The organism is Ruegeria sp. ABV4_181 (genome assembly GCF_056158465.1).
In genome coordinates, this window is record NZ_JBSWTI010000002.1 from 1,678,021 (window position 1) to 1,699,197 (window position 21,177).

Consider the following 21,177-nt stretch of genomic DNA (forward strand, 5'->3'; position numbering starts at 1 on the left):
AGGTATCCGACCTGCGGGGCGATCCATTATTCGGCGGCGGGCTCCAGCTTGTCCTGAGTGCGGGTCTCAAAATCGCTGGCGTCATGACGTTCGTGAAGCTGGGTGTGCGGCTCTCCGAACGGGCGGTTGACCATGCGGCCGCGTTTAACCGCAGGCCGCGCGTCGATTGCCTTGGCCCAGCGCATTACGTTTTCGTAGGATTCCACATCCAGGAATTCCGCAGCGTCATACAGACGCCCCAGGGCCAGCTGGCCGTACCAGGGCCAGATCGCCATATCCGCGATCGTATAGTCCTCGCCCGCGATATACGTCTTGGTGGCCAGCTCGCGATCCAGAACGTCCAGTTGCCGCTTGGTCTCCATCGCGAACCGGTTGATCGGGTATTCCCATTTCTCCGGCGCGTAGGCATAGAAATGGCCGAACCCGCCCCCCAGATAAGGCGCGCTGCCCATCTGCCAGAACACCCAGTTCATCACCTCGGTGCGTTCAGGGCCGGATTTCGGCAGGAAGGCATCGAATTTCTCTGCTAAATGAAACAGGATCGACGCGCTTTCAAAGACGCGAGTCGGTTCCTCGCCGGAACGGTCCCAAAGTGCCGGTATCTTCGAGTTCGGGTTCGCCCCCACAAAGCCTGAACTGAACTGATCGCCCTCACCGATATTGACAAGCCAGGCGTTGTATTCGGCCTCCTCGTGACCCAGCGCCAGAAGCTCTTCCAGCATCACGGTCACTTTGACACCGTTGGGTGTTGCCAGCGAATACAACTGCAGCGGATGGCGGCCGACGGGCAGGTCCTTGTCATGGGTGGCGCCGGCAATCGGGCGGTTGATATTGGCGAACTGCCCGCCGCTGGTGCTGTCCCATGTCCAGACTTTGGGCGGTGTGTAACTGGATTGCTCGGTCATTACTTGCCTTTCTCAGCAAAGTTCGGGTGAATTGTCCGTTCGCCTCAACAGCTAATGTTGCAATGGGCAGAGTCCAACCCCGGATGTCGGTCGGGTCCTGTAACAATCGGGGCTGATCATCTCACGATTTCTCATTCGATGTCACAGCGCCGCGAGCGGGACTGCCTAACCAGACGAATTCGCCTATTGTCTGTCCAGACCCGCAAGGCGGGCCGCCCCAGAACCCCGAGGACAAAAGGATTGACCTTATGAAACGTTTCGCCCTGACCTTTGCAACCGCCCTGACCTTTGCCGTTCCGGCCTTTGCCGGTGATCAGTATGTGGATGGCACCGGGTATGCTGTGTCGGGTTATGACGTCGTTGCCTATCGCAGTCTGGATCAGGTGCCGGTCGGTCAGTCCCAGCCCGAGGGCGTGCGTGGCCGCGCCGATATCACCGCGGAATATAACGGTGCAACCTGGGCGTTCGCGTCCGCAGAGAACCGCGACAAGTTCCTTGAGAACCCGGCCTATTATGCTCCGCAATATGACGGGCACTGCGCCTATGGCGTGTCGCGCGGCGGCAAGGTTCCGGCAAACCCGAACCTCTGGCGGATTGTGGATGACAAGCTGTACCTGAACATCACCGACGTCGTCGTCGGCTTCTGGGAAGAAGACGTACCCGGCAACATTAACCTGGCCGAAGGGAACTGGCCGGGGATCGAACCGGACGGCGCGTCCTCCAGCGTCATTCCTAAATTCACCTCGGAAGGTCCGGTTGCGAACTGAGCATTCTTACGCGCCCGCAAAGCCCGGCTGGTTTGGCCGGGCTTTTTTGATGTCACATCAGCCGGCCAGCCAGAACTCATCCCGTATCTGCTGATCGGCTTCGAATTTGATGCGAACGCTTTTGGCGCCGGGGAATTTGCGGGCGGTGATCGTTTCCGGAACCACGACCTCACCCGCACCCGAATCTTTAGACTGAAAGCTGAGCACCTCGGTCTCCAACCGCCGGGCCGCGGCCAAAACCGAGGTCGGCAAAGCCACCCGGTTTGCGCCCTGACAAACAGGTGTGGGGACAAAATAAGTCAGGTGGCGGCCGAAAAAGCCAACCGCGTCGGGCACGTGATCCGCGTCGGCGGTGGGATGGGCCTCGGCACCTGTGTCGCCTCCGTCCGGCGTGTGCGGCAATGCTGTGTTCAACAACACGCGACAGGCATCGATGTCCGTGCTGTCCAATTCGATCACGCGTTTTCGCAGCTTTGGCCGGCGCGGCTGGCCCGTGGCTTGTCCTTTGACGGTCAGCCCTTCGCGGCGCAGATAGTCATAGGCCTCTTTGGCGCGGGCAAAACTGGTGCAATCGCCGTTGGTATGGTCGGGATGGGCATGAAAAGCGATATGGCGCCAGGCGTCCCGGATATCGTCGGACCCGGCATTTTGATCCAGGCCAAGGGCCCGCAGCGCATCGGCGCGTGCCCTGATCTTTTCGACAGGCTCCATTACTCAAATCACTCATTAACAAACCGTACAGGCGCAGTTTGAAGAGGCAGGCCGGTTTGTCAAATTTGAACGAAAATTCAGGAAGTTCAGAAAACAATTGGACGGGTTGCGAGCTGATTGTTCATGCCCTTGCCCCGCCAAAAATGAGCACGCTTCGCAGACAACCGCCCGGTGCCTGAAACAGGCCCGGGTCGGCAAAGGGTTCAGCCTTTGATCAGGCGACGTTCTGCAGCTCGGCTTTCGGGGTAATACCCAGTGCAAAGCACACGTCGCGCGTAAGCTCCGGGCGGTTCAGTGTATAGAAGTGCAGCTTGTCGACACCACCTTCGATCAGGTCCGAGCACAGCTCGGTGCACAGGGCCGTGGCCAGCAATTCCTCGCGGTCGTCGCGCACGGCTTTTTCAAACGCCTGATCGATCCATGGCGGGATTCGCGTGCCGCACCGGTTGGCGAAATTGCGGGCGCCCTTCCAGTTTTCGATCGGCAGAATGCCGGGCACTATGGGCTTGTCGATACCCGCCTTGGCACAGGCATCGCGGAAGCGAAAGAATGTCTCGGCCTCAAAGAAAAACTGTGTCAGGGCTTCGTCAGCACCGGCGTCCAGCTTGGCCTTCAGCCAGTCGATATCCGTACGGGCGTTCTGCGCTTCGGGGTGAATGTCCGGGTAGGCACCAACGCGAATGCTGAACATCTCGGTTTCTGCCAGGGCAGAGATCAGTTCAACCGAGTTTGCAAACCCGTTGGGATGCGGCTCGAACCGATCCTGACCGTTGGGCGGATCGCCGCGCAAGGCCACGATGTCCTGTACGCCCGCGCGCGCGAAGGTATCCGCGATTTCCAGCGTTTCCTGGCGCGAGGCGTCGACGCATGTCAAATGCGCGGCAACCGGCAGGCCCGAGGATTTGTGCAGCGTGGCCACGGCATCGCGGGTCAATTCCCGTGTGGTGCCGCCGGCGCCATAGGTGACCGAGACAAAGCGTGGCTCAAGCGGGGCCAGTGTCTGAACCGTATCCCAAAGCCGAAACGAGGCCTCAAGCGTCTTGGGCGGAAAGAACTCGAATGATATTTCTGGCTTGGTCATGGCGGCCTCACTTGTTCCTTGCTTAAACCTTGTGCCAGTTTGCGCAATGTGAGACAAACTCATATTATTCAAGAACAACATGAGTCACGCTGCAATGCACATTGAATTCCGACACTTGCGCACGATCAAGGCAATCCACGAATGCGGTGGGCTTGCCCGTGCGGCGGATCAGCTGAATATCACGCAATCGGCGCTGAGCCATCAGATCAAGGGGTTAGAGGATCAGGCCGGGGTCGAATTGTTCCTGCGCCGGTCGAAACCGATGAAACTGTCGGCGGCCGGATTGCGCCTTTTGCGGCTGGCCGAGCAAATCCTGCCGCAGGTCGAAGCAACCCAGCAGGAGTTTTCGTCACTGCGCGACGGGCGCACCGGGCGGATGCATATCGCGATCGAGTGCCATGCCTGTTTCGAATGGCTGTTCCCGGTGCTTGAAACCTTTCGAAAATCCTGGGGTGATGTTGATGTCGATATCCGTCCGGGTCTGGCGTTTGACGCGTTGCCTGCGCTGCAAAAAGAAGAGGTCGATCTTGTCGTCTCATCCGACCCCGAGGACCTGCCCGGCGTCGAATTTATCGAACTGTTCGATTATGATGCAGTATTCGTGGCCGCATCGGCGCATCCGCTGGCGCAGAAAGAGTTTATCGAGGCCGAGGATTTTCGCGGACAGACCCTGATCACATATCCGGTTGAGCGCACGCGGCTGGACGTGTTCAGCCAGTTGCTGATCCCCGCGCGCGTCGAACCGGCGGCGATCCGGCAGGTCGAACTGACGGCGGTGATCCTGTTGCTGGTCGCCTCGAACCGTGGAATTTCCGTCCTGCCCGACTGGGTTGTTCGCGAAGTGAAATACAGTTCCGACTATGTTACGCGCCCATTGACCAAAGACGGGATCACCCGCAGCCTTTACGCGGCGGTCCGGACTGAAGATCTTGAAAAACCCTATGTGCAGGAACTGATCGAACTGGCAGGGACCGAGGCGCGCAAGCTGCAGACGCAATAGGCGCTGAACGCGGGTCGGCTATGCGCATCATTCCTCTTGGCAAGGGCGCGTTGCATCAGTATACGCGCGGTTTGACCGGACAGGAGCCTTTGGAAAATGGTTGGCAGTGCAAACCTCAACATCATGATCAAAGCCGCGCGCAAAGCGGGGCGTTCACTGGTCAAGGACTTTCGTGAAGTCGAGAACCTGCAGGTGTCGATGAAGGGCGCGGGGGACTTCGTCTCGAAAGCCGACATTGCCGCCGAAGCGATCCTGAAAGAGGAACTGCTGGGCGCGCGCCCGACCTATGGCTGGCTGGCCGAAGAAGGTGGGTCCATCGCTGGCGAAGACCCGACCCGCCGCTGGATCGTGGACCCGCTGGACGGCACCACCAACTTCCTGCACGGCCTGCCGCACTGGGCGATTTCAATTGCACTGGAACACAAGGGCAAGATCGTGGCCGGTGTGATTTACGACGCGGCCAAGGACGAGATGTTCTTTGCCGAAAAAGGCGAAGGCGCGTGGATGAACGACACCCGTATCCGCGTGTCGGGTCGTCACCGCATGATCGAGTTGATCTTTTCGACTGGCTTGCCTTTCGGGGGGCGCTCGGACCTGCCCGCCACATTGCAGGATCTGGCCCGCCTGATGCCCGTCTGTGCCGGCGTGCGCCGCTGGGGTGCCGCGGCGCTGGACATGGCCTATGTGGCGGCCGGCCGGTACGAAGGATTCTGGGAACGCCGCCTGAACGCGTGGGACCTGGCCGCCGGGATCATCATCGTGAAAGAGGCTGGCGGATTCGTTCAGGCCCTGAACCCCGAAGGCAGCGTGCTGGAGGATGGCGAGGTGATCTGTTCGAACGAACCGATCTTCGACCAGTTCGCCAAGGTGATCCGGGGCTAAATCGCCCTTTCAAAAACCACAGTTGCAAGCGCGCCCCGATCGAGGCGCGCTTTTTCAGTTCAAAGGATCACGCGCTGGGCCAGACCGGCCTCATCCGCCAATTGCGCGGCGACAGAGGCGACGGCAAGGTCCTGAAGACCCACTCCGGTTCCATCGAACAATGTAATCTCATCCGGGTTTATCCGTCCGGGATGATTGCCGTTGATGACGGCACCGATCGGCGTGATTGCATCTCCGCTCAATGTGCCGGCGGCAACGGCGTGCTGCGCTTCGCCGATGCTCACGGATTGGGCGACTTCGTCGGTGAAGACCGTGGCGCCCGCGACAAGGGCGGCGTCGACCTCCTGCTTGCCCTTGGTGTCGGTGCCCATGCAGGCGAGATGTGTGCCGGGTTTGATCCAATCCTTCATCAGCAGCGGCTCGAAGGCAGAAGTGATCGTGATGATCACATCCGCCTGCGCGCCCAGGTCCTGTTGGTTGACGGCCTCGAACTCCAGCCCGACCTCTTCGGCGACGGCCGCCAGACGGGGCAGCATCTCGGGGTGCGGGTTCCAGGCGACAACTTTTTCAAAGTCGCGCTGCTCGGCCGCGGCGCGCAGTTGAAAGGTTGACTGGTGCCCGGCACCGACCATGCCCAGAACCCTGGCGTCGGACCGGGCGAGATGGGCGATGGAAACCGCCGAAGAGGCGGCCGTGCGCAACGCTGTCAGATAGTTGCCGCCAACAAGTGCCGAGACCTGCCCGGTATCGGGATCGAACAGGAACACGGTGGATTGGTGATTGGTCAGGCCCTGCTGGGCATTGCCCGGCCAATAGCCGCCGGATTTCACGCCCAATACCTGTCCGTCCCGGTCGAAGCCCGATTTGAAACCGTAAAGCGCATCTGCATATCCTAGCGCCTCACGAACCACCGGAAAGTTCCGCGCCCCACCGCTGGCCATGGCGCCAAAGACGGACTGGACGGCGTCAAATGCCTGTTTCCGTCCAAGCAGTTGTTCGCACAGCTCTTCGCCCACAATCAGCAGGCCGTCTTGTGTGTTCATGACATCCCTCATCCTTCAATAGGCCTTGCCACGGGCAGAGACGGGCCAAAGCGCTTCGACCTTGCCGTTGCGCACGCCCACATACCAGTCATGTACGTTACAGGTGGGATCACAGTGCCCGGGCACAAGCCGCAGCTTGTCATTGACCTTCAGAACGCCGTTCGGGTCGCCGATCACCCCATGCTCGTCCGAGCATTTGAGGTATTCCACATCGTCACGCCTGTAGATGAAGGGCAGACCGCTGTCGACCGACTGCGCCTTGAGGCCCGCATCGCAGATCGCCTTGTCTGCCTTGGCATGGCTCATCACGCCGGTCAGGATGAACAGCGCGTTTTCCCATTCGCCCTGATCGATCCGCTTGCCGTCCTTGTCCAGAATGCGACCATAATCGGCGTCCATGAAAGCGTAGGATCCGCATTGCAATTCGTTGTAAACCCCCGAATTGCTTTCGAAATAATATGACCCCGTGCCGCCGCCCGAGACCAGCTCGCATTCAATGCCTTCGGCCTTCAAACCGTCGACCGCGTCCTTGACCATGGCGATGGCTGTATCCAGCTTTTCCTTGCGCGCCTCATAGGTATCGAGGTGCTGCATCGCGCCCTGATAGGCCTGAATGCCGGTGAATTTCAGGTTGGGTGCTGCTTTGACCGCCTTGGCGATGTCGATGACAGCCGGAGTCGTGGTCACGCCGCAGCGCCCAGCGCCACAGTCGATCTCGACAAAAACCTCCAGTTCGGTGCCATGTTGGACAGCCGCGGCGGACAGATCGGCCACGTTTTCGATGTCATCGACGCAGACAATAGTGCGGGCCCCCAGTTTCGGAAGCAGCGCCAGCCGGTCGATCTTGGCCGGGTCGCGCACCTGGTTCGAGACGAGAATGTCCTTGATGCCGCCGCGGGCAAACACCTCGGCCTCCGACACTTTTTGGCAGCACACACCTACAGCCCCGCCCAGTTTTTCCTGCAGCTTGGCCACATCGACAGATTTATGCATCTTGCCATGCACGCGATGGCGCATGCCGTGGGCCTTGGCATAATCGCCCATCTTCCTGATGTTGCGCTCCAGCGCGTCCAGATCAAGGATCAGGCAGGGCGTCTGAATCTCGCTTTCGTCCATGCCAATCGCGGCGGGGATGTCGAAGCCAACCTCAAGCTCATTGATGTTCGCGGGTTTGTTCATGTTGTTCCTCCTTACCCCTTCAGCCAGGGCAGCTTGTCCAGATCCACATTGCCGCCGGTGATGATCACCCCGACGCGCCTTCCCCGAAACACGTCGGGGTTCTTGAGAATGGTCGCCAGTGGCACCGCCGAGGACGGCTCCATCACCACGCGCAGGTATTTCCAGGTCAGTTTCATCGCCTCGACGATCTCGTCTTCAGAAGCTGTGAAGATGTCGGTCACGTGGTTGGATACGAAATGCCACGTGTTCTCCTTCAGTGGCACCAGCAGCCCGTCGGCCACGGTTTTGGGCGCGTCGTCGGCAATGATGTGTCCGGCCTTGAACGAACGGTAAGCATCATCTGCCTGTTCGGGCTCGGCCGCGTAGATGGCGGTTTCAGGTGCCAGGTTCGAGACCGTCAGACATGTGCCTGACACCATGCCGCCGCCACCGATGGGGGCAATGACCGCATCCACGCCGCCAGTCTGTTCGAGCAGTTCGGCTGAGCACGTGGCCTGTCCGGCAATGACACGCGGGTCGTTATAGGGGTGCACAAATTCGCCGCCGGTCCGGGCCTGCACTTCGGTAAAGGTCGCCTCGCGGGATGAGGTCGACGGTTCGCATTCGGTGATGGTGCCGCCATAGCGGCGTACTGCGTCCTTCTTGGCCTGTGGGGCCGTGCGGGGCATGACCACGTTGCAGGGGATACCCCGACGTCCGGCAGCATAGGACAGGGACAGCGCGTGATTGCCGCTGGAATGCGTGCATACGCCGTTTTCCGCCTTGTCGTCACCCAGGCCAAACACGGCGTTGCAGGCACCGCGCACCTTGAAGGCACCGGCCTCCTGAAAATTCTCGCATTTGAAGAACAGTTGCGCGCCGGTCAGGTCGTTCAGGTAGTCGGACACCATCACCGGAGTGCGCCGGATATGGGTTTTGATACGCGCATGCGCGGCGCGCATGTCGTCAACGGTCAGGTCTGCGGCGGGGGTGTGATCCAACATCGCCATCCTCCTCAGGCTGCCGCTTTGGCGCTGTCGGACGGGCCGGTGCGGAAATAGTCCTGCGCTGCGGCGACGCCGCTGCCCAAAGTGATCGGATAGTTCAGATCGGCCATTGCCATCTCAATCGTGCTGAGCCCGGACAAGACCATCACATCGGTCAGGCTGCCCAGGTGGCCGATGCGGAAAGCCCGGCCATTCAGTTGGCCCAACCCGACGCCGAAGGACACGCCATAGGCATTGAACGCGTGGTCGGTCAGCAAGTTGCTGTCGAAACCTTCGGGTACATAGATCGCGCTGACGGTGTCGGAATACAGATCGGGCGATTGCGCGACCAGTTTCAGGCCCCAGGCATCCACCGCGCGGCGCACACCTTCGGCCAGACGGTGATGGCGGGCATAGACGTTCTCCAACCCCTCTTCGAACAGCATCTTCAGGCTTTCACGCATCCCGTAGATCAGCTGCAGCGGCGGCGTATACGGGAACCCGCCGGACGTGTTGGCGGCCATCATGTCGCCGAAGTCAAAGAAAGTGCGCGGCAGTTTTGCGGTTTTTATCGCCTCCTGCGCCTTGGGGCTGACGCACAGGATCGCCATGCCGGTGGCCAGCATGAACCCCTTCTGCGAGCCCGAGACGGCGATATCGACGCCCCAGTCATCAAATTCGAACGGCATCGAGGCCAAAGAGCTGACGCAATCCACGAACAACAGTGCCGGGTGCTGGGCGGTGTCCATTGCCTGTCGCACGGCACTGATATCCGACCGCACACCGGTGGCCGTCTCGTTATGTGTCACCAGAACCGCGCGGATGTCCTGGGCTGTGTCTTCGGCCAGGGCGGTCTGAAACAGATCTGCCGGAGCACCAGTGCCCCAGGGGCAGTCGATCACCTGCACATCCAGACCGTGGCGTTCGCACAGGTCAATCCAGCGATGGCTGAAAACGCCGTAGCGCGCGACAAGGACTTTGTCACCGGGGCTGAGCGTGTTGGTGACCGCGGCTTCCCACCCGCCGGTTCCGCTGGCCGGGAAGGTCACAATCTGGCCGGATGTGGTGCCGAACACCTTTTTGGTGTCTTCAAGAACCGGCGCAAAGGTTTCGACAAAATCCGGCGCGCGGTGATCCTGCGTCTGAACCTGCATGGCAAGGCGCAACCGATCCGGGATGTTGGTGGGGCCGGGTATGAAAACCGGGTTTTGGTTGGACATCTCTTGTTCCTCCGCTTTGGAGGTAAGTGTCACGGAAATCCCTGCTCGGTGCAATTTTCTTGAAAAACATTTTCATTTTTGCAATTAAATACCCAATTCACTGTAATCGTGAAGTTTTCTGTTTTTCATTTTCCAATGCGAAAATGGGCCGATTCAGAAAATCTCGGCGCGTCGAAGGGAGTGAGACGGGATGGACGCTCAGAAAAGGCCGCGTGGCCGGCCCAAATCACTGTTCAAGGAAAGCTCGGCCGGGACCATGCAGTCGCTGGATCGCGCGCTGGGCGTATTGACGTCGGTGGCGCGGCTGGAACGCGCGGCGCTGAGCGATCTGGCCCGCGAGGTCGATGTTCCGACCGCCACGACTCACCGCATTCTGGTGACCTTGCAGAAACACGGATTTGTTGCCTTTGACGAGGAACGGCAGGAATGGATGATTGGGGTCGAAGCCTATCGCACCGGTGCCTCGTTCCTGCGCCGCAACAGTGTGCTTGAAATCGGTCGGCCGATCCTGCGTCGCCTGATGCAGGACAGCGGCGAGACGGCGAACCTGGCAGTACCGGACGGGGCAGAAGTGGTCTTTGTCGGACAGGTCGAGACACCCAACCCGATCCGGGCCTTTTTCCCGCCGGGCGCACGGACGCCGATGTACGCGTCGGGCACCGGCAAGGCGATTCTGGCGGCGATGAGTGAAGCCGTGGTTTCAAGGATTCTGGCTGCTTCCGAGATGGAGCGTTTTACCGGCCATACGCTTGTGCCCGGGCAAGGGTTGCAGGCGGACCTTGCAACGACGCGCGCGCGCGGCTGGTCGCATGACCGGGAAGAGCGGTATGAGGGTATGTCCTGCATCGGCGCTGCGATTTTCAATGACCGCGCGGAACCTTGCGCCGGGATTTCCGTGTCCGGACCAACGGTCCGGTTCAACACCGAACGGGCACAGGGTCTCGGAGAGCTGGTCCAGAGCGCGGCAAGGGAGATCACACAGCTAAGCGGAGGGCGGATTCCGGAACAATCCGGTGGATGACGCCTATTTGCGCGGCACCCGCGGGATACGGGATTGCGACATCTTGTACTTATGTTCCGGGTGGGGCGGGTGACCGTGGGTGCGGCTCCAATATTCCGGCCCGCCGCGTTTCAGCCAAAGCGGCACGCACAAAATCAGCCCAACGACGAAGCCGCCGGTATGCGCCCAATAAGCGACGCCGCCTTCGTCCGGGTTGCTGGAGAGGCTGCCCAGAAATTGCATCCCCAGCCAGACGCCCAGCATGACAAAGGCCGGAATGGAAAAGACCCGGAAATAGACGATCACAATCAGCAGAATGTCCACCCGCGCCTTTGGGAACAAAAGAAGGTAGCCACCCATGACACCGGCAATTGCCCCGGACGCGCCGATTGTTGGCACCACGGAACCGGGCGCGGTGGCGACGTGGATCAGGCCGGCTCCGATCCCGGCGACCAGGTAAAACAGTAAAAAGGGCAGGTGCCCCATCTCGTCTTCCAGATTGTCGCCGAAGATCCACAGAAACAGCATGTTCCCCGCCAGATGCATCCAGCCGCCATGCAGGAACATCGAGGTCACAAGGGTTTCAAGCGCAACCCCGTCGGTAATCCGGGCCGGAATGACGGCATAGTCGAAATACAGGCGGTTGATGCGTGGAGCGTCCTGCATGATCCCGACATAACTCAGGAAAATCAGGATATTGGCTGCCATCAGCAGGTAAACGACAAACGGCGTGCGCCCCGAAGGGTTATGGTCACGGATCGGAAACATGAGGCGACGCTGGGCTTTTCCCGGCCCAGCGTCAAGGCACGCTTACGCCGCACCACCCAACAAGGCCGCGTTGCCGCCTGCCGCGGTGGTGTCCACACAGACGTGGCGCTCACCCATGACCCGCGCTTTGTCAGGCAGACCCGGGATCAGCGGCAGGATCGGGCCGTCGCGGTCAGAAAGATGGCGTTCCAGATCGCGGGCCGTATCTTCGTCACCCCACCACAATACGCCGGAAATACCAGTGACATGCGTCAACCTGTGAACGTCAAACGACCCGGTTGCCCGGATCGTGGTGCCACCCATAGCCTCGACCGCCTCAGCCTGAGCGCGTACCGCTTCTGCGCCGGGACCCAGGCACAGCAGCGGCGCGCGCGGTATTTCACTCAATCGGTTGGATTCGCCCGTCGGTCCGGGCAGGGACCGGGTGCGAACCGACGCGGGTTGGCCATCGGGGGCGGGCAGCTCGCTCATGACCGTGTCCCACTGTCCGGTGTGAGCTTTGCGATCGGGCGCGCAAAACCGGGCCAGGTAGTTTGGGCCGCCGGCCTTCGGGCCCGTCCCCGACAGCCCCTCGCCGCCAAATGGCTGAGAGCCGACAATCGCGCCGATCTGGTTGCGGTTGACATAGATGTTGCCGGCATGGACGGCCTCGGTGATGTGTTGCACACGGTCGTCGATGCGGGTGTGCAGGCCGAATGTCAGCCCGTAGCCTGTCGCGTTGATGTCGGCGATGACCTGATCGATCTCGGACGCCTTGAACCGGGCGACATGCAGGACAGGGCCGAACACCTCACGCTCCAGCGCGGCAATGCCAGGAATCTCGATCAGCGTCGGCGCGATGAAAGTGCCCTCGGGCGGAGTGCTGACTTCTTTGACGACGCGTCCGTCGGTGCGGGCCTTGGCGATGTGTTCCGCGATGCCCTGCCGCGCCACCTTGTCAATCACCGGGCCGCAATCGGTCGCGATCAGCCACGGATCGCCGACTTGCAGAGCATCCATCGCGCCCGTCAGCATGGTCAGCAGATCGTCGGCGATATCTTCCTGAACATAGAGGCATCGCAGCGCTGAACATCTTTGACCAGCCGACTGAAACGCGCTTTCAATGATCGATTGCACGGCTTGTTCGGGCAGGGCGGTACTGTCCACGATCATCGCGTTCAGCCCGCCGGTTTCCGCGATCAACGGTGTACCCGGGCGCAGATTATCCGCCATCGAAGACCGGATTTTCAGCGCCGTGGCGGTTGATCCGGTAAAGGCCACGCCGGACACACGCGGATCCGAGGTCAGCGCCGCGCCCACAGACGGCCCGCCCGGCAACAGCTGAAGCACGTCGCGCGGCACTCCGGCCTCATGCATCAGTTGAACCGCCCGATGGGCAATCAGCGGGGTTTGCGGTGCGGGTTTGGCCAGCACGGCATTGCCGGTGGCCAACGCGGCCGAAATCTGCCCGGTGAAGATTGCCAGCGGGAAATTCCACGGGCTGATGCAGGTGAACGTTCCGGCCGGCTGGGCATCAGGAATGTTTGCGGCGTAGTAACGCAGGAAATCCACTGCCTCGCGCAGTTCCGCGACCGCGTCCGGCAGGGATTTTCCCGCCTCACGCGCCAGCAGGGCAAAGAGTTCACCGAAATACGCCTCATACAGATCAGCGGCGGTGTTCAGAATGCGCGACCGGTCCGACGCTGCGGCCTGCCACGCTGAGGCTGAGGCCAGCGCCAGTTCGACGTCGGCTGAACTGGCAGGGGCCACCGCGCCGGGCGTGTCCTGTGGCTGCGCCGGGTTGATGACCGGCTGGTCGTCTTCGGGATTTGCATCGTCTGAAAGAAGCGGCCGCGCGTACCAGTGGTGTGCCCGAAACGCATCGCGCGCGGCGTCGATCCTGTCGAGCGTCGGCGTATGGTGCAGGTCAAAGCCGCGCGAGTTCGGCCGCTCGGGCTGAAACAACTCCGGGCCGGTCGGCAGGGGTGGCTTTGGCTCCTGAATGGTGGTGAACGGGTCTGCGGCAACTTCTTCGGGCGGAACCGCCTCATCCACGATCTGGTTCACGAAGGACGAGTTCGCGCCGTTCTCAAGTAGACGCCGAACCAGATAGGCCAGAAGATCGCGATGCGCTCCGACCGGAGCGTAGATCCGACAGCGCGTGTTGCTTTGGTCCCTGACGATCTGGTGCAGGGTTTCACCCATGCCGTGCAGGCGCTGAAACTCAAAAGGTTGCGCCTCGGCCATGTGCAGGATCGCGCTGACGGTATGGGCGTTATGGGTTGCGAATTGCGGGTAGATCCGGTCGGTCATGCCCAGCAGTTTGCGCGCGTTGGCGATGTAGGAAACATCCGTTGCGGCTTTGTGGGTAAAGACAGGAAACCCATCCACGCCCTCGACCTGCGCGCGTTTGATCTCGGTGTCCCAATACGCGCCCTTCACAAGCCGCACCATCAGCTTTCGGTCATGGCGTTCGGCCATGTCGTACAGGGTATCCAGCACCGTCCCCGCGCGCGGCCCATAGGCCTGCACCACGATTCCGAAGCCATCCCAGCCGGCAAGCGCGGGTTCGGCCATCACGGCCTCGATCACCTGAAGGGACAATGAAAGGCGGTCGGCTTCCTCGGCGTCGACATTCAGGCCCATTCCAGCGGCCTTGGCCAGCAGGCACAACGCCCGCAGGCGGGGGACGAGCTCGTCCATCACCCGTTGTTCCTGCGCCAGTTCATAGCGCGGGTGCAGCGCCGACAGTTTCACGGAAATCCCCGGGTTGGCCCGGATATCGTCATGGGTGCAGGCATCGGCGATAGCCGCAATCGCACGGGAATAGGACAGGTGATAGCGGGCGGCGTCGGCCTCGGTCCGCGCGGCCTCGCCCAGCATGTCATAGGAATACGTGTAGCCCTTGGCCTCCATCCCGCTGGCACGGTCCATCGCGGATTGGATGGTTTCGCCCAGAACGAACTGACGACCCATTTCCTTCATCGCGCGCCCGACAGCGGTGCGGATGACCGGCTCGCCTAACCGTTTGATCGCACCGCGCAGGGCACTGACCGGCGATGTTTTGCCTTCGTCCAGCACCTTGCCCGTCAGCATCAGCGCCCAGGTGGACGCGTTGACCAGCGAAGATGAGGACTGCCCCAGGTGTTTACCCCAGTCGGACGGTGCGATTTTGTCCTCGATCAGCGCGTCGATCGTGTCGGCGTCCGGAACGCGCAACAGCGCCTCGGCCAGACACATCAGCGCGACGCCTTCATCGGTGGACAGGCCGTATTCGGCCAGAAACACCTCCATCATGCCCGGCGAGGTGCTGGACCGGATATCGCGGACCAGCTGTGCGGCGGCTGTGCTGATCGCGGCGCGATCGGTTTCGGACAACTCAGCCTGCGCAATCAGCGCCTCCAGAATGGTGGCCTGATCGGCATAGGTTTGGCTGTCAATATGGGTGCGCAGGCTGTGTGACATAAATCCTCCGGGCTTTTGATGAGTATATCGCCGAATTTTCGGGACAATCGCCTTAAATGAGGTATTCAGAAAGCGAACGACCTGATTTTTTGAGGATTTCCGATGCAAAAAGACCGCCTTGATCTGGACCGGTTTGACAGGACTATCCTGACAATTCTGGCCGAAGACGGACGAATTTCAGTCGCCGATCTGGCGCGGCGGATCGGGTTGTCGAAATCCCCGACCCAGGCGCGTGTGAAACGGCTTGAGGCCGAAGGCATCATCACTGGATATCGCGCCATGCTGGACCCTATTCGTCTGGGTCTGGACCATGTCGCCTTCGTCGAGGTTCGTCTGACGGACACGCGGGAAAAAGCGCTGGCAGAATTCAACGCGGCAGTGCGCAGGGTGGCCGAGATTGAGCAAGCCCATATGATTGCGTCGAATTTTGACTATTTGCTGAAAATCCGCACCGGGTCGATGTCCGAGTACCGCGCCGTGCTGGCCGAGAAAATATCGTCTCTCCCCCATGTTGCCAACACTTCGACCTTCGTGGCGATGGAGGCGGTAAAGGAAACCGGCCTGTCCGGGGCGATTGACGGGATGGGTTGACGAAACCTTTGTCTGCGTCACCATAGGGCCATGAAAACCATCGCCGCCGCCTGCATTCTGCTGACCTTTTCCACCGTCGCGGCCCGGTCCGAGGGCTGCCCTGCCGCACCGGATCACTCCGGCGGCATATCGGACGTGATTGCCCAGATTCAGCAGGCCGAGAGCGAACAGGCCGCCCGCGCATTGTCCGGCCAGTTGTGGGCATTCTGGACGGATGCACCGGATGCCAGAGCGCAGGCCACGCTGGATCGGGGTATGGCCCGGCTGCACGCGTGGGATCTGCTGGGCGCGATCCAGGATTTCAACGGCCTGATCGCCTACTGCCCGTCCTATGCAGAAGGATATAACCAGCGCGCGTTCGCGCATTACCTGGGGCAGAACTTTCCGGCGGCGCTGGCCGATCTGGACAAGGCGATTGATCTGTCCCCGAACCATGTCGCGGCCTTAAGCGGCCGGGCGCTGACACTTCTGGGATTGCAGCGGATCGACGAAGCGCGCGCTGCGCTGACACTGGCACTGGAGCTGAACCCGTGGTTGTCCGAACGCCACCTGATGGGTCCGAACGGGCCGCTGGCGCCACCGGGTGAAGATATCTGACAAAACAACGCCCCCGATCCGACGAGATCGGGGGCATTCTTTGGACTTAACCGACCAACCCGTTATCGGCGCGCTTGATCGCGATCACCGAAGAACGCGGTGTGCCGCCATCGGGCCAGTTGCTGCCCGGGTGCTGAATGCCGACAAACATGGTGCGCAGGTCGCTGGACCAGGCCAGACCGGTGACCTCACAGCCGTTCGGCCCGGTCATGAAGCGCGCGATCTCGCCCGTCACCGGGTCACCAACCAGCATCTGGTTGTTGCCGTTGCCTGCGAAATCTTCCTCGTTGTCGTCATTACCGTCAGTCTGGATCCAGACCAGACCAGTTGTGTCGATGGCCATCCCGTCGGGCGAGTTGAACAGGTTGCCCTCGTTCACATTTGGCGAACCGGCGCGGTCATCCGAATGCACGGTCGGGTTACCAGCCATGACGTACAGATCCCAGTCGAATCCATCCGCGGCGTGATCGTCATCCGCCGGGCGCCAGCGCACGATCTGACCGTACTTGTTCTCGTTGCGCGGGTTTGGCCCGTTCGCCGAGGTTTCGTCGCCGCCGGCATTCGGTTTGACGCCACGGTTCTTGTTGTTGGTCAGGCAGCAATAAGCCTCGACCGCAACAGGGCTGGAAGCCACCCATTCGGGACGGTCCATCGTGGTGCCGCCTGCGGCCGAGGCCGCCATGCGGGTGAAGATCAGAATCTCAGCCGCATCCATGCCGGTGGTTTCCGGTGTCAAAGGCAGCCACTGGCCTGTCAGATCGTCGTTGAATTTGGCCACATACAGCGTGCCATCATTCAGCAGGCTCTCGGTCTCACCGCCCGGCTGATAGGTGCCGTTCGAGACGAACTTGTACAGATACTCGCCCCGTTCATCGTCGCCCATGTAAACAACGACACGACCATCCGCCGCCAGCGTCACTTCGGCGTTTTCGTGTTTGAAGCGACCCAGACCGGTATGCTTGACAGGCGTGCTGTCCGGCCTGGTCGGGTCGATTTCGACGATCCAGCCTGCGCGGTGCGGCTCGTTCGGGTTCTTCGATGTGTCAAAGCGCGGATCGAAAAGCTCATAGAAATTCCAGCTTTCGGCCTTGATGCCGTAACGCGCCATGCTGTCCGCGACCTTTTGGTCGTAGGTGGCATTCGCGTCTGACGAACCGAAATAACCGTTGAAGTTTTCTTCGCAGGTCAGATAGGTGCCCCAGGGCGTCTTACCCGACCCACAGTTGTTCATGGTTCCCAGAGACGTGGTTCCGGTCGGGTCAGCTTCGGTTTTCAGTAGGTCATGACCGGCTGCAGGACCCACGATTTTCATAGGCGTGTTGTGATGGATACGACGGTTGAACGGGCTGTCCTTGACAACCGACCAGCCATCGGGACCTTCGGTGATCTCCATCACGGTGACGCCCTGAATGTTCTGGAACTTCAAAACATCGCCTGCGTTGGCCGGAACACCTTCCTGCGCGGTAGGCAGGTTGGTTTTGCGGTTCGGATACTCGTGGTTGATCGCGATCAATTCGTGACCCTGAAACGAGAACGTCTCCATCCCGTCGGTGTTTTCACCGAAAACCATGTCCGAGTTTTCGACCGGGCCACCTTCGGTCACATCGTAACCATCTGCGTCTGCGAACAGCGGATCACCCCAGCGCATCAGCATCTTCCACTCATACCCGTCGGGGACGTGAACGCTGCCATCGGTCTGGGCTGCAATCGGCGTGAACGCAAAGCGCGAGGCGGTCTGCGCCCGGGCCGAAGTGGACCCCAGCAGGCCCGCGCCCATGGCTGCCGCGCCCGAGCCAAAGGCCAGCACGCCGCCCAGGAAGCCGCGGCGCGAAATGGCGCTTTCTACGACGCGGTCAAAATCATTTTCTTCGGGGCGGGGAAAGTGCAGTTCGTCCCAGTCATCGGCGGAAAGGGTGGTGGGGTCAACGTCTTTCATGGATGGCTCCTGGCTGTCTGAAAAAGTAGATGAAAGGGATGTAGAGCGTCATTATGACAGGGCGTTAACAAGAGCGTTAAGGATGCCATCCGCCGGGCTGAGAAATGAATTTTTTTGCGATGCGCTGAGAATAACCGATACGTTCCGCCATTCTGGAAGGGCAGTCTTCGCTGGTTGCAGACAAGATGGTCTGCCTGCGTTTTGACTTGATATCACGTCAGCGTAGTCGCTGGCCCGACGTGTCGAACCGGTAGGCCTTGTCCGGAGCATAGGCAAACCGTAACTCCTGACCTTCCGAGATTGAGTGTTGTCCGAACAGACGCGCGGTCACCGCATGATCAGCCACGCTGGCAATGACATTTGTATCGCCGCCCAGTTTCTCGACATGGCTGACACGGGCCGCAAGCGGGCCGTCATCCGACAGGAACAGGTCCTCGGGGCGGATGCCGATGGTGTTTCGGCCACCATCCTGCACCAATCCCTCGGGCAGGAAATTCATCGAAGGGGACCCCAGGAACCCGGCGACGAACTGGTTGGCAGGGTTATTGTACAGCTCCATCGGACTGCCGATCTGTTCCACCCGGCCATCGCGCAGCACGACGATTTTGTCGGCCAGCGTCATCGCTTCGGTCTGATCGTGCGTGACATAGATCATCGACGCTTCCAGCGCGCGGTGCAGATTGGCAATCTCGATGCGGGTGTTCATCCGCAGGGCGGCGTCCAGATTGGACAGCGGCTCGTCAAACAGGAACAGTTTGGGTTCGCGCACGATGGCACGCCCGATGGCCACGCGCTGCCGCTGACCACCCGACAGTTCCGAGGGGTAACGATCCAGATACGGTTCGAGGTTCAGCATGCGGCTGGCATTGGCGACACGTTCCTCGATCACCGCCTTCGATTTCTTTTCCTGCTTCAGTGCCAGGGTCATGTTGCCGCGAACACTGAGATGGGGGTAGAGCGCATAGCTCTGGAACACCATCGCGATCCCACGCCGGGACGGGGGCACCAGGTTGACTTGCTGCCCGCCGATGCTGATCTCGCCCGAAGAAGCATCCTCAAGCCCTGCAATTACGCGCAGCAGGGTGGACTTGCCGCAGCCGGAAGGGCCGACAAAGACGACAAATTCGCCTTCCTCCACTTCCAGGGTGATGTCCTTTAGAACATGCACGTTGCCGAAGGACTTGTTCACATTGCTCAGCGTCAGGGCGGTCATTTCGCGGGCTCCTGCAGGGAAACGGGCTGGCCGGTGCGGATGCTTTGATCCGCGGCCAGACAAATGGCAAGGGATTGGACGGCGTCATTCATATGGCGGGTCAGGTCGATATCCTCGGCGATGGCGCGCAGCATATAAGCCTGTTCGGCATCGCAGAGTTCCTGATGCCTGGGCTCGTTGGGCATCTCGACGGTACGATCCCCGTCCGGTGTGTGGATCAGCAGACCGCCAACTTTGGTATGGCCGTCGATATCCGCCGACGCGCCCTTGTTGCCGTCAGTGATCGAGACCGAACCATTGGGCGAGACGATGTCCTTCACGAAGAACGCGGTTTCCGACATCATCGGACCCCAGCCGGCCTCGTACCAGCCGACCGAGCCATCGTCGAAGACCACCTGAAACTGGCCATAGTTGTACATGTCCTCTGCGATCTCATCCGACAGGCGCAGGCCCATACCGTGCACACGGACGGGCTGCGCATCGGTGATCTGGCACATCACGTCCACATAGTGCACACCGCAATCGACGATGGGTGAGGTGGTTTGCATCAGCGCCTTATGCGTTTCCCATTCCGCGCCCGAGGATTGCTGATTCAGGTTCAAGCGGAACACATACGGCCCGCCCAAACCTCGCGCTTCGGAGATCAATCGCATCCAGGACGGGTGGTGGCGAAGAATGTAACCCACGACCAGTTTGCGACCCAGCCGAGTTGCCGTTTCGACCACCCGCCATGCGTCGGCGACGTTAGTGGCCAGCGGCTTTTCCACGAACACATGCGCGCCTGCCTTCATCGCCGCGCAGGCGTAATCCGCGTGACTATCGGAATAGGTGGCAACGACCACCAGATCGGGTTTGGTCTCGGCAAGCGCGGTCTGGAAATCCGAATAGGCGGGATACTGGCCCAGCTCGGGGTGATCCACAAAACCCGACCGGTTCACCAGCCCGACGATCTGCGCGTCCGGGTGATGGTGATGGGCCAGCGCGTGGCTCATTCCCATATTGCCAAGACCTGCAATCAGAACACGGGTCATTTGACAGCTCCGGAAGTGATGCCGCGGATCAGCTGGCGCGAGAAGATGACATACAGGATCAGCACTGGCAGGATTGCCATCGACAGGGCGGACAGGACCGCATTCCAGTCCGTCACGAACTGACCGATGAAGACCTGACTGCCCAGCGTCAGAGTTTTGGTTTCCTCGGCGGGCGCAAGGATCAGCGGGAACCAGAGGTCATTCCAGATCGGGATCATGTTGAACACGGCGACAGTGGCCATAGCGGGGCGGACCAGAGGCAGCACGAGGCGGAAGAAGATCGTGTATTCCGACAGCCCGTCGATACGGCCCGCGTTTTTCAGATCGTCGCTGACCTGTCGCATGAACTCGGACAGGATGAACACAGCCAACGGCAACCCTTGCGCCGTGTAAACAAGGATCAGCGCCCAATGGGTGTTCACCAGCCCGGTCGCCACCATCATCTCAAGGATCGCCACGGTGCCGATCCGGATCGGGATCATGATCCCGAGCGCCAGATACAGGCCCATCAGCAGGTTGCCCTTGAACTGGTACTCGGACAGCGCATAGGCGGCCATTGCGCCGAACAGCAGGATGAAGAACAGCGAAGCAACTGTCACGATCATCGAGTTCTGGAAATAGAGGAAGAAATCCCCCTGCTTCATCACCGTCTCATAACCGATCAGCGAGAAGCTGTCCGCGCTGGGCAGGGCAAGCGGCTCGCGAAAGATAGCGCGGCGGGTCTTGAAGCTGTTGATCAGGATCACAAAGACCGGGAACAGGGCGATGAGCGTGTACAGGATCAGTGCGCCGTGCATGGCCGCGGTGTTGAAAGGGTTTTGACGTGCTTTGTTCATCGCTGGAC

Annotated in this window: 19 protein-coding genes; 6 read left to right on the top strand and 13 right to left on the bottom strand. The window is 60.6% G+C overall.

Features of this window, described 5'->3' with window-relative positions:
* Window positions 1-26: 26 nt before the first annotated feature.
* Window positions 27-905 carry a glutathione-dependent disulfide-bond oxidoreductase gene (yghU, locus tag ACXAC3_RS08305; RefSeq protein WP_475158652.1) on the bottom strand — a complete coding sequence of 293 codons (879 nt, stop codon included), beginning with the start codon at window positions 903-905 and terminating at the stop codon, window positions 27-29.
* 248 nt (window positions 906-1,153) lie between these two features.
* On the opposite strand from yghU, the gene ACXAC3_RS08310 reads away from it, so the two are divergent.
* A complete protein-coding gene (locus ACXAC3_RS08310) occupies window positions 1,154-1,672 on the top strand; it encodes a YHS domain-containing (seleno)protein (RefSeq protein WP_475158653.1) in 519 nt (172 codons plus the stop codon).
* A 57-nt stretch (window positions 1,673-1,729) separates the two neighbouring features.
* On the opposite strand, the gene ACXAC3_RS08315 is transcribed toward ACXAC3_RS08310, so the two are convergent.
* Together ACXAC3_RS08315 and metF are read right to left on the bottom strand one after the other, a co-directional pair.
* Window positions 1,730-2,383, bottom strand: coding sequence for a J domain-containing protein (locus ACXAC3_RS08315; RefSeq protein ID WP_475158655.1), 654 nt, complete (start codon window positions 2,381-2,383; stop codon window positions 1,730-1,732).
* A gap of 214 nt (window positions 2,384-2,597) precedes the next feature.
* The gene (gene metF / locus ACXAC3_RS08320; protein ID WP_475158659.1) at window positions 2,598-3,464 is read right to left on the bottom strand and encodes a methylenetetrahydrofolate reductase [NAD(P)H]; all 867 of its coding nucleotides are present in this window, start codon (window positions 3,462-3,464) and stop codon (window positions 2,598-2,600) included.
* Between the two features lie 94 nt (window positions 3,465-3,558).
* On the opposite strand from metF, the gene ACXAC3_RS08325 reads away from it, so the two are divergent.
* Window positions 3,559-4,464, top strand: a complete 906-nt coding sequence (locus ACXAC3_RS08325) for a LysR family transcriptional regulator (protein WP_475158663.1) — start codon at window positions 3,559-3,561, stop codon at window positions 4,462-4,464.
* Window positions 4,465-4,560: 96 nt separating this feature from the next.
* Complete coding sequence (locus ACXAC3_RS08330) at window positions 4,561-5,346, top strand: inositol monophosphatase family protein (protein WP_475158666.1); 786 nt, start codon at window positions 4,561-4,563, stop codon at window positions 5,344-5,346.
* Between the two features lie 59 nt (window positions 5,347-5,405).
* Here the strand turns inward: ACXAC3_RS08330 and bhcD are convergent, their stop codons facing one another.
* The 4 genes from bhcD to bhcA are packed head-to-tail and all read right to left on the bottom strand — an operon-like array spanning window position 5,406 to window position 9,753.
* Window positions 5,406-6,389 (bottom strand): iminosuccinate reductase BhcD, encoded by a 984-nt coding sequence (gene bhcD, locus ACXAC3_RS08335; protein WP_475158667.1) that lies wholly within the window; start codon window positions 6,387-6,389, stop codon window positions 5,406-5,408.
* A 15-nt stretch (window positions 6,390-6,404) separates the two neighbouring features.
* A complete protein-coding gene (bhcC, locus tag ACXAC3_RS08340; RefSeq protein WP_475158669.1) occupies window positions 6,405-7,568 on the bottom strand; it encodes a 3-hydroxy-D-aspartate aldolase BhcC in 1,164 nt (387 codons plus the stop codon).
* Between the two features lie 11 nt (window positions 7,569-7,579).
* The gene (bhcB, locus tag ACXAC3_RS08345; RefSeq protein ID WP_475158672.1) at window positions 7,580-8,551 is read right to left on the bottom strand and encodes a beta-hydroxyaspartate dehydratase BhcB; all 972 of its coding nucleotides are present in this window, start codon (window positions 8,549-8,551) and stop codon (window positions 7,580-7,582) included.
* Between the two features lie 11 nt (window positions 8,552-8,562).
* Entirely contained in the window at window positions 8,563-9,753 is a 1,191-nt protein-coding gene (bhcA, locus tag ACXAC3_RS08350; protein ID WP_475158676.1) for an L-aspartate--glyoxylate aminotransferase BhcA, read from the bottom strand.
* A 190-nt stretch (window positions 9,754-9,943) separates the two neighbouring features.
* On the opposite strand from bhcA, the gene ACXAC3_RS08355 reads away from it, so the two are divergent.
* Entirely contained in the window at window positions 9,944-10,774 is an 831-nt protein-coding gene (locus ACXAC3_RS08355) for an IclR family transcriptional regulator (RefSeq protein ID WP_475158679.1), read from the top strand.
* Window positions 10,775-10,777: 3 nt separating this feature from the next.
* Here ACXAC3_RS08355 and ACXAC3_RS08360 read toward each other — a convergent pair whose 3' ends face one another.
* Window positions 10,778-11,521: a rhomboid family intramembrane serine protease gene (locus ACXAC3_RS08360; RefSeq protein ID WP_475158680.1), complete on the bottom strand. Its 744-nt coding sequence runs from the start codon at window positions 11,519-11,521 to the stop codon at window positions 10,778-10,780.
* A 42-nt stretch (window positions 11,522-11,563) separates the two neighbouring features.
* Window positions 11,564-14,965 (bottom strand): bifunctional proline dehydrogenase/L-glutamate gamma-semialdehyde dehydrogenase PutA, encoded by a 3,402-nt coding sequence (gene putA / locus ACXAC3_RS08365; RefSeq protein ID WP_475158682.1) that lies wholly within the window; start codon window positions 14,963-14,965, stop codon window positions 11,564-11,566.
* Between the two features lie 102 nt (window positions 14,966-15,067).
* On the opposite strand from putA, the gene ACXAC3_RS08370 reads away from it, so the two are divergent.
* Both ACXAC3_RS08370 and ACXAC3_RS08375 read left to right on the top strand, forming a co-directional pair.
* Window positions 15,068-15,556, top strand: coding sequence for an Lrp/AsnC family transcriptional regulator (locus tag ACXAC3_RS08370; RefSeq protein ID WP_475158684.1), 489 nt, complete (start codon window positions 15,068-15,070; stop codon window positions 15,554-15,556).
* 30 nt (window positions 15,557-15,586) lie between these two features.
* Window positions 15,587-16,153 (top strand): tetratricopeptide repeat protein, encoded by a 567-nt coding sequence (locus tag ACXAC3_RS08375; RefSeq protein WP_475158686.1) that lies wholly within the window; start codon window positions 15,587-15,589, stop codon window positions 16,151-16,153.
* Between the two features lie 46 nt (window positions 16,154-16,199).
* On the opposite strand, the gene ACXAC3_RS08380 is transcribed toward ACXAC3_RS08375, so the two are convergent.
* From ACXAC3_RS08380 to ACXAC3_RS08395, 4 genes are all read right to left on the bottom strand, one after another.
* Window positions 16,200-18,089 (bottom strand): PhoX family protein, encoded by a 1,890-nt coding sequence (locus ACXAC3_RS08380; RefSeq protein ID WP_475158687.1) that lies wholly within the window; start codon window positions 18,087-18,089, stop codon window positions 16,200-16,202.
* A gap of 217 nt (window positions 18,090-18,306) precedes the next feature.
* Window positions 18,307-19,302, bottom strand: coding sequence for an ABC transporter ATP-binding protein (locus ACXAC3_RS08385; RefSeq protein ID WP_475158688.1), 996 nt, complete (start codon window positions 19,300-19,302; stop codon window positions 18,307-18,309).
* Window positions 19,299-20,333: a Gfo/Idh/MocA family protein gene (locus ACXAC3_RS08390; RefSeq protein ID WP_475158690.1), complete on the bottom strand. Its 1,035-nt coding sequence runs from the start codon at window positions 20,331-20,333 to the stop codon at window positions 19,299-19,301. The genes ACXAC3_RS08385 and ACXAC3_RS08390 overlap by 4 nt, the downstream gene beginning before the upstream one ends.
* On the bottom strand, window positions 20,330-21,169 hold the full coding sequence (locus ACXAC3_RS08395) for a carbohydrate ABC transporter permease (protein ID WP_475158692.1): 840 nt from the start codon (window positions 21,167-21,169) through the stop codon (window positions 20,330-20,332). The genes ACXAC3_RS08390 and ACXAC3_RS08395 overlap by 4 nt, the downstream gene beginning before the upstream one ends.
* Window positions 21,170-21,177: the final 8 nt, after the last annotated feature.